Below are 9,555 nucleotides of genomic sequence, written 5' to 3'. Positions count from 1 at the left end.
AAATGAGTATCTTTTGAAAAAGTTCAACATTATGCGTTAGCGATTAGAAATCGCCTTTTATTGATGTTTTATCAATAAAGTGCTAGTTTGTAAGCTATTTGTAGTCTTTGAAAATAAAGACTCTATTTCTAGATTGACACCCGATTTATTTTTTACTGGCAAATCTTGTGCCTATTGGGGGTTAGGATTTTCCAATAAAAGAGACCTAATAAAGTCGTAGTTTGTTTTAAGAATGTGACAAACTGCGGTTTTAGGGTATACTTTCTTAACTTATAAAAGGAACAATATGAATAAATTGCCATTTTTTGCCATGTTGCTATCTATTGGTTTTTTGGCATACGCAGTGTTTTTCTTAGAGAAAGATATCTGCAATCCCTACTTCATAGATTCTACCTCTGCCTTGGAGGCCGATGCTCTGATGCAGAATATCAATAAGAAAATAGGCCAGCAAGATGAAATCCTTAAGAAAAAAGAACAGGCTTTTACGGATTCCATTATGGGGCTTTTTGATAGTCTTTCTGTAAGAAATGAAAAAGATGATGCTCTTGTAGAGTTGTTGAATCTAGAGAGTAACGTATTCAAGCATAATATGATTGACTCCATCAGCAAGGCTTCTCAAATCGAAATTACAGAAGCTGTCAAGAATTTCAATGTAAAGGTGGCCGCTTATTGCAAGAAAAACGGTATTGAGGTCCTTTTTGGATCAAATGACAATTCTGTTGTATATGGCACCGGAACAAAAGCAGATAAAACCAAGGAACTTGTAACATACCTGGAGGGTATCCATGAATAAGATCAGTAAGTTGTTCGCCGTATTGGCCATAGTCATCTCTCTTATTGGCGTTGGCTATGTTTATCAGCATAATCAGAATGAAGTCCACTATGGATTCGTAAATACAGAAAAACTTTTGAACGGCTTTGTGGAATCCCGAAAGGCCGTTGATGAAGTTAAGAAGGCCGAAGAAAAGTGGAATGCTGAACGTTCCGTTATCGAAGATTCCTTAAAGGCCTTTGAAACTCGCGCTGCCGAAAATTATGAAAAACTTTCTGTTGCCGAAAAGACTAAGCTGAAGAAGGAACAGATTGCTCGTATTGAAGAACTCGGCCGCTTTAACCAGGTTCGTGCCAATGCTATCCAGCAGCTCAATGTGGAAAAACTTCAAGGTATTTATGAAAAAATCAATGCGGCAATGGTTGATTTTGCCAAGAAACAAAAACTGGATATTGTTTTTGCCTCTAGCAATGGCAGCATTGTTTATGGCGATGGATCCAAGGTTGATATTACCGAAGATTTCCTTGTTTTCTTAAACGACCGCTTTAAGTAAAATGAAGACTATTGTCAAATTCTTTATACTACTCCTTGCCTTGAGTCTGTTCTTGTGCAGTTGTACTAAGAGCCTTCCGGAGTCGGAGTTTCTTTCGTATTACGAAGAAAATTGCAAGACCGAATATACTCGCGGCGGCATTACCTTCTATGCCATGCTGCTTTCGTCTGATTACGAAAAGGCTAAATGGGGGGCTCCACTTGATAATGGAATGAGAGTACTTTTTTGGGCTACCCCTCGATCCGATTTGTCCATAGAAAATGCAACGCTTTACGCAGGTAGTGAATCCTCTGATGTAGTGTTGTTCCGTAAAGCACAAACATTTGAACTTGGTGCAACAGATTCTTTTGTGTTGAGTTTTGCCGAAAGAAATGAATGGTCAAAACTTTATGTTCGCAATGTTAGCCAGGGTATTGGCGGCATTGAAATGGAACTGAAAAACTGTAAAAATATTCGATTGATTGAGAAATAATGATGAAAAAAGCCTTTTACGTTGCTTTGTTTTCTTGCTGTTCTGCTGCATTTGCCTTGCAAGGAGGCCCTTCTCAGCCGGATTACATTCAGTTTGAACCATCGAAATTGCAGGATATGGTTAGTTTGACGTCTGGAAACTTCACCTATTCCATTCCTCTTGGCGAAGTTCCCGGCTCATACGGAAATTACCCTCTTAGCATATCTTATCATGCTGGAATTTCCCCTCAACAGGAAGCTTCTTGGGTTGGCCTTGGCTGGACATTAAGTCCCGGAGGCATTATTCGTGATGTTCGTGGTGTTCCTGATGATCAATTTCATGGTGGTACTTTGGGATATATATATCAATATTCTGCGACATATACATGGAGTATTGATTTATCGTATTCTAATGGCCCCTACAGTGTAGGTGTAACAGCTTCTAGTACGGGGGGAGTCGGCACTTATGGTACCGTAGGTTTTCATGTGGCAGGTGCTGTAGATGCAGGTTTTACTGTGAGCACTAATCAAGGCTTTGGTGTTGACGCAAGTGTCGGCTATGGTCAGGTAGGATTGAATGCTAGTGTTATGTTTAATCCGAGAGATAGAAAAGTTACCTACGGAGCTGGTGTTAAGGTCGGTACTGGTGTTAGTGCTTCTGTTGGAGTACATTATACCACCGGTGAAGACGTATCTTATAGCGTAGGAATGTCTGCTCGTCCGAAAGGAGCCGATAATTCTATCAACATAATGAAAGCATCTGTACGAAAGGGGGGAACTTCAACTTCTTTAGGTCCTGTTTCTGTTAGTGTTGCAAATTCTTCAAGAAGCGGTAGCTCTAAATCATCATCTGCTGGTTTTGCGATTGTTGTTCCTACTTATGTTGGCGTATTCTCTCTAGGTTTCTCCCAATCTTTACATGAGTATCATATGAGATCAGCAACGTCTGATTACGTGTACGGTTATTTGTATCAGGGTGGTCCTGGTATTGTTGCTGATGGTGATAATAATATTGATGAAATTCCTGATGCTCAAATTGGAGCAAAAGGAAGCACGGGTAGAATTCCGTGGAAGTGGACTTTTAAGGGACGTTCTTTGGAAACTTTGGGCGATGAAAAACTTCAGCCCGCCTATGATATGTTTACTGTTGAAACTGAAGGTGTTGCAGGGACTTTCCGTGCGTTTACTCGAGAAGAACATCAAATGTACAATCTTTTGAGTAATTCGTTGACTGATGGAAATGAAAGTGTAGAATCGTATAACCCAATTCTAAAATTGGACGAAAATCGTTGGCCGTATGAAGAAGAATTTGTTTATGAAGATAACAATCAGAAAAAAGATTCTGAATATCATTTTTATTCTTCGAATGCACCCTATGCAAAATTTAAAACTCAATTTATGAATGAAGCGAATAGGTTTGTTTACAGAGCGGATATGAATGACGAAAATCCTTTAAGTTCTGGTATATCATTCCTTTTCCTGGGTGAAGGTGGATATTATGAAACGGAACCTTACGAATCAACGAAAAAAGAAAAGAATGGTGAAGTAACAAAATCTCTTTTGAAGAGAACTGTTGGTGGAAATCAATATGCCCTTTATGGATCAAGGAAGGTTGAGCCTATTTTTGAAGATGATAGTCCTGTTAGCACGATTAAGGGCTTTAGAATTACGAATTCAGATGGTACAAAGTACATCTTTGGAAAACCTGTAAAAACATATCTGAAGGTTGACTATACCATCAATCAAGAAAAAGGAACTCCCGCCTTTGTTGATCGAGGTTTGTCGAAATATAAAGGTTTTTGGGATTCTTTTGTAGATGCTGTACTTACGTTTGTTTACCCTTCAAGATTGTTTAATGGAATTCGCAAGGCGATGCAGGGAGAACTTAAAGAAAAATGTCAATCTGATGCATCAGATGAAACTGAAATATACTCCTATCAAGTTAACATGAACCCATATGCCACACAGTGGCTGCTTACTGAAATTCAGGGAGCTGATTTTGTTGAGCTTGACAAAAATGACATTTCTAAAAATATAGGCTACAATGTGAAGTTTAATTATGGAAATCCTAGCCTGTATCAGTGGAGAACTCCATATGCTCAACCTAATGTAAATTCTTCAAACCTTCCAAATTCTAGAATTCCTAGAAATGGGATGACCCCTGTGGGATGTGATACTAAAATGTATCAAGCCGCGTTTGGTGTTAAGGAATATGTTTATTTGAAATCCATTGAGACTGCGACTCACAAAGTTGTTTTTGACTTAAATGATTCCATAAAAGAGCAGCGTGTAGATGGCAAGGGATGGTTCTTTAATAGAGAAAGTGAAGAATCTAAAAAAACTTTACCCATTTTTACGACTGCCGCATTGTCTGTAACTGTAGAATCAATGGAGAAAAAGCCTTTGTTTTTCCCTCAAATGAAGGAAAGAAATGAGCAACAAAAAACGTATCTAATGAAGGATTTTGGTAAAGTTTATGAAGGTGAGTATGTTTATGATGCGTTGTATGTAAATATTGACTTGCCTGAGTTATTAAAAGAAAATATTAAGAGTAAAAATAAATTTGTAATAGAAACGGATTATAGCAAAAAAGTGATTAGTATTGGTTCTCAGGAAGGGGGTAAGGGTTCTAGAGATGAATTCATTTTCCTAAATGATGAACATGAAATTTCCGTTGATGAAGATTTGGTAAATGCAATTGAAAAAACTTCTGGAGAGGACGCTCGATATGGGTTATACAAAATTAAACTGAAAAAAGGTGATAGGAAGAAGTTCTTCATGATTCCGAAATCATCGTCGTCTGTTTATAATAAGGCTATTAACGGAGGTGTTAAAATTGTTTTAGCAGAAAATGGCCGTGTGTACGAGGATGGTGTAATTGAAACAAAAAAAGGTGGTGAAACCCTTATTCATGAATGTGACTTGAAACTATATGACGTTCCCATTGAAGGTTCTAGTAGCTCGAGTGATTATTCGAACTATGGTTATCCAAATGCCAATAGCACGAATGGATATAATGTTCCCACAGTAAGAATGTTCTTGCCTTGCGATGAAAAGGTCGAATTTAATAGTCTTGTTAAAAATTATAGTCTTGTTAAAGCTCCAGAAAAAATTGTTGATGGATCTTTAATTGCACCGGTCGTTGATTGGAGTGATATAGTATTTTCTTCCGATTTCACAGACTTCTCAACGAATCAAGTACGTTTTCTTAAGAAAATATCATACTATGATAAGAAAAATTCTGAACCATATAGGGAATATGCTTTTGAATATGACTATTCTCTGCATCCAAAGACTTTAAATTCTTATTGTAAGGATCTATATCCGACCACTTTGGAAGATATTCAGTCTTCTCCCATTAATGCAAGTTTGGATGTGTGTTCTAATGGACAGACAAATAAATATTTGTATGGTCGACTTACGTTGAAGTCTATTACAGAAAAGGGGTGCCAGAATGGTCATTGTGCAAGTTTGCCTCCGTTTAAATTTGACTATAGCGCACCTTCTCAGACATCAACAAGGTATAGTACAAAAAGTGCATGGGCTGAATTGTCTGCACAGAATGTTCCCAAAGTTACAAAAGAGGTTATACCTGAAGAATTAAAGGGCACTACAGAAGATGAAGGAAATCAATCAAATAATGGTTATAAGAGAGAACATTTCTATTCCGAAGACTATTATAGTGGCGTAACTGATGTTGATGCTTCAATTGTTGCCTCCTATAATAGTATTGACGAATGGGGCTTCTGGAATAATCGTGGTGAAGAGGACAATCATAAGGTAAACCAATCTTTTGCTGATTACGGGGCTGCTGCGTGGAGTTTAAATAAAATAACTGACCCTGCAGGAGGCGTAATGGAAATTAGCTACGAACGAGATAGTTATAAAGATGGTGAAGATCATTCAAGTGAATATCTTTACGCACCTATATATAAAATTGAGAAATGTTCTGAATTTATAAAAAAATATCCCAATGCTTACATTGGGTATAATGACCAGTATAATAATCGTACCTGCGCCCAATTTTTACCGATGTTTTGGAAAGATCAGTGCTTAGGCCCGCGTATGGCTTATTGGGATTATAAAAAGCCTAAAGGATATAAGGGGGGGGATTATGACTATATGTATGAACTAGGCATTGTACAAAAAAATGAAAATGGAAAAGATGAGATAAATAAAAAACAAGAAGGTGTTTATTTCAATGCTCATTCAGTATTGAAGACTGAGGTTGATTGCGGCCCATTAGGTCTTTCAGATTGCGATAGGTATCGAAATGTAGGCTTACTTGGTTTTACAAAATTTGATGCGATGTATGAAGGGAACCTCGATATTTCTACCGCTGATTTGCCTTCTCCTTACAAAATTATTGAAAATAATGTCTATAAACTGGGAAAGGTAAAGGTTAATGCGCGTTTACTTGTTATGGATAAATCTTATAACGAAGTGTATGCGGGATTCCAAGTCGCTGCGGATAAAATTAACGATGACTTAAGTTGGAATCAGCGAAATGTAGACGGGGTTATGTGGAAAAAACGCTCTTATAGTGATATGAAGGGTGGTGATATTCGAGTGAAGAAATTGGTCCGTTACGATATTGATCGTATCGCAAAGACTGAATATGAGTACAAACCAGGAGAAATTGCTCAACTACCTGATTCTACTTATACAACGGTCATGGGAAGCAGACACAATGTTGATATGATGTCATATGCTATGCCAGACCTACCTTTGAAGCCAAAATCAAGAATTGTTGGCTTCGATGATAATGATTTATTATATGTTCCTGGATCTACAGTTATGTATCCGAAAGTTTCTGTAAAGAATTCCGATAATGACGATAAGGTGTCAAATGGAAAAATTGAGTTTGAGTATATAACATCAGAAACAGGTATCCCGGCTGATTACATTGATTCCGAAACAAAAAAATCTCTTAAACCCTTTATTCACGTTAACGCAAACTTGTTTGCATGGGGTGGTGACAAAAAAAGTGAAGCGTATAAAACTAGACCATTTGTGGTAAAGTTCGATTTCTTAGATGAGTATAAGAATAAAGTTGGAAAACCGATGAACGTAATGCTGTTGCAAGGTCGTCCAGTATCATTTAATTTCTATAACGATAACGTTCAATCAGTTCGGTACTTGAATGCTTCATTTTGTAAAAACGATTATGATTGCGAAAGAATTTCTTTGAAGAACGATGGAATAAAAGTGTATGATATGGATCTTGGTTCGCTAAATGACTTTAATGAAGTTACTGTAACTATAGCACATATCCTTTCAAATTGGTCATTTAATAAAAATTGGGTTCGTTCCCAGGAAAAGGGCTTCTATCCGATTTTGTATAAAGAAATTGTATATGGCGAAGAGATGGTTTCTTTAGACAAGGCAAATGAAGCCAATGATGAAATTCCTGCACAAAATTTGATGAGTCAATTTGAAGAAAAAGTGATTTATCACGACTTTACTTCCTTCATTGGAATGAATAATAAAATTTCGTACTATCGTGGTAATGGTGATAAAGCCATTCTAATTAAGGTTGATTCTAGTATTTATTCAACAAGTGTACCCGATGCGTTGAATGGGGTTGCAGATGGTGATCAAAATGGAATTGCCGGTAAGATAGGAAAGCAACATGAACGTTGGAATAGTACGAGAGAGTTGCAGTGTGTTGAAGCAAATAAAGAAAAGTGCAAGAGAGAGCAAATTGCATTGAGCTCGCGTAAGAAAAATACTCAAGAAAAAATTGATTATTTCTTGGATAAAACATCTTTTGAATATAAACGTTATCCTGCATTTATGGTTAAGTCTGTTACTATTAATGGATTTGATGATCAAGATGATTTGAATTCGTCATCTTCTTCACCGGATCTAAATAAACAACGTGCTTTGCTTAATACAAAAAAATGGCATAAATCAGTTGTGGAAAATCATCGATATGATCCTGTGACAAGTATGCCAACAGCCACTGTTGCAAAAATTCCTTCCGTTAATGGGGGTGAATTGCATAAGCTGACTGTTAAATTGCCTCATCATGCAGTTTGCATATCGTGCTATTCGAATTCGTCTGCTTCTACAGAAAGTTCTGTAAGATCTGCTTTAGTGACTTCTTTGGCTGAGCGGATGTTTAAAAGAAATATGTTGTCTCAGAATTTTGCAGAATTCGTGTACTATGATTCTATTCCTCACTATGGAAATGATTCTTGGAATTACCTTGAAAGAAATAAGTACTTGAAGAGTTTCAATATGAACTTGATGAAACTATACGATGGAATTTTTTATAAATCCAGTGGTTCTAGTGTTGACGCGGAAGATAAGCCTTTAGTTGATTGGGGCGTCTTCTCAAGTAAGGTTTTGCCGGAGGATATACTTAAAGGTTCTTCGTTATTTAGTAAAAAATATTCAGCGGATGGTATGCCGTATGGTTTTGTTGTTGATTATCATGATGAAACTGCTTCGAATTTGCCGAAATTAGATGAATTCAATGGAAAGTACATTTTGAAAATGGATGAATATTTCAAAACAATTGAGTCGAAAGACGTTCTTGGACGTATTCAATCAACTCATTATTCCGTGGATGGTCGTTTCTTAACCAATATTTTCTTCCCCGCGGATTATAGCAAAACCGCATCAATTGTATCTGTAGGCAATGATATTAGGATGGTTAATGCAAATTTGGTTGGAGTGAAGGACGGTGAGCATGTTGTTGAAAACGGATCGTGGATTATTAAGGAAGCAATGTCTTTGTCTTGTGCAAATTTTGTTTGCGGGGATAACTTGATTGCTGAGTATAGAATCAAGAAAAAAAATCGTAAGTGGACAACGGAACGCGTTGATGTCAATTCGTTACGCTTAAGTCTTGATGTTGATGATCGTTTGAATTACTTAAGAATTTATCCAGAAGATGCAAAAGCTGAAACGTTTGTCTACGATGCGTATGGAAATATGATTCAAATGGTTGGTGAAGATAATTTGTCAATATATTATGACTATAACCCTTTAGGACAACTTATTTCAACGCGAAATGACGATGGCGTCAGCTTCAAGGCGCTTCATCGTGAATTCAGAAATGATGATAGAAAAGAGATTCCCTGGAATATATTTGGACTTTTTTCGAACTAATTGGGCTCATCGAGTAGTTAGTAATTGGAGACTTTAAAATGAAAAGTAATATTTCATTTATTCTTATTGCGCTAATGTCTGTAGTGTTCGTTTGGGCTGCACCAAATGATGATGTACCTCTCTATAATATTGTTCAGGATCCTTCTCGCCATGATTTTTGGGTGGGGGAAAAGATTGTTATTCCGTTTGATTGTAAAAGATTAATTGAAATATTGTCAACGGATTTTGTGGCTAAATCTACAGACGGCAAAAGTGCAGACATCCCTTTAAGTCTTGAAAAAAATCAAAAGTTGACTGAAGAGGAAGAAAAAGCGTATTGTGGCTCTAATAGAGACTGTATTGTCCATCACTGGAGAAATGAGCAAAGTGATTGGATTGAGTTTGTTGCAAATGCAGTAAACCCTGGTACATATAAGTTTAGTTTAAAGTTTAAATATCTATCCTATGATTCCAATACAGGATCATTTGGTTATTTTGATACGACGTGGGACTTTGAATTTACGGTCCATCCAATCTCGGATAATGTTTTTAAAGATGTGCCTTCTCATGATAATGCGGCAACAATTGTTTCTAAAGATGCTGCAGCTTATTATTACAAACAAAAGGGGCTCTTCATCAACATGTGTGGGTGGCTTCGCCACCCTTTTTTGTTGACATTCGC

Annotated in this window: 5 protein-coding genes; all 5 read left to right on the top strand. The window is 36.9% G+C overall.

Features of this window, described 5'->3' with window-relative positions; translation table 11 throughout:
* Positions 1 to 286 precede the first annotated feature (286 nt).
* Complete coding sequence (locus B7992_RS15680) at positions 287 to 793, top strand: hypothetical protein (protein ID WP_141100508.1); 507 nt, start codon at positions 287 to 289, stop codon at positions 791 to 793.
* Positions 786 to 1,325, top strand: a complete 540-nt coding sequence (locus tag B7992_RS15675) for an OmpH family outer membrane protein (RefSeq protein WP_088666759.1) — start codon at positions 786 to 788, stop codon at positions 1,323 to 1,325. The genes B7992_RS15680 and B7992_RS15675 overlap by 8 nt, the downstream gene beginning before the upstream one ends.
* A gap of 1 nt (position 1,326) precedes the next feature.
* Positions 1,327 to 1,797, top strand: coding sequence for a hypothetical protein (locus B7992_RS15670; protein WP_088666758.1), 471 nt, complete (start codon positions 1,327 to 1,329; stop codon positions 1,795 to 1,797).
* Entirely contained in the window at positions 1,797 to 8,894 is a 7,098-nt protein-coding gene (locus tag B7992_RS15665; protein WP_088666757.1) for a hypothetical protein, read from the top strand. Before B7992_RS15670 ends, B7992_RS15665 begins: the two co-directional genes overlap by 1 nt.
* A gap of 38 nt (positions 8,895 to 8,932) precedes the next feature.
* Positions 8,933 to 9,555, top strand: a 623-nt coding sequence (locus B7992_RS15660; protein WP_141100506.1) for a hypothetical protein, incomplete at its 3' end; no start/stop codon positions are given.

This window comes from Fibrobacter sp. UWH1 (genome assembly GCF_002210365.1).
Taxonomy (GTDB): domain Bacteria; phylum Fibrobacterota; class Fibrobacteria; order Fibrobacterales; family Fibrobacteraceae; genus Fibrobacter.
This window is presented reverse-complemented; position numbering and strand designations above follow the sequence as displayed.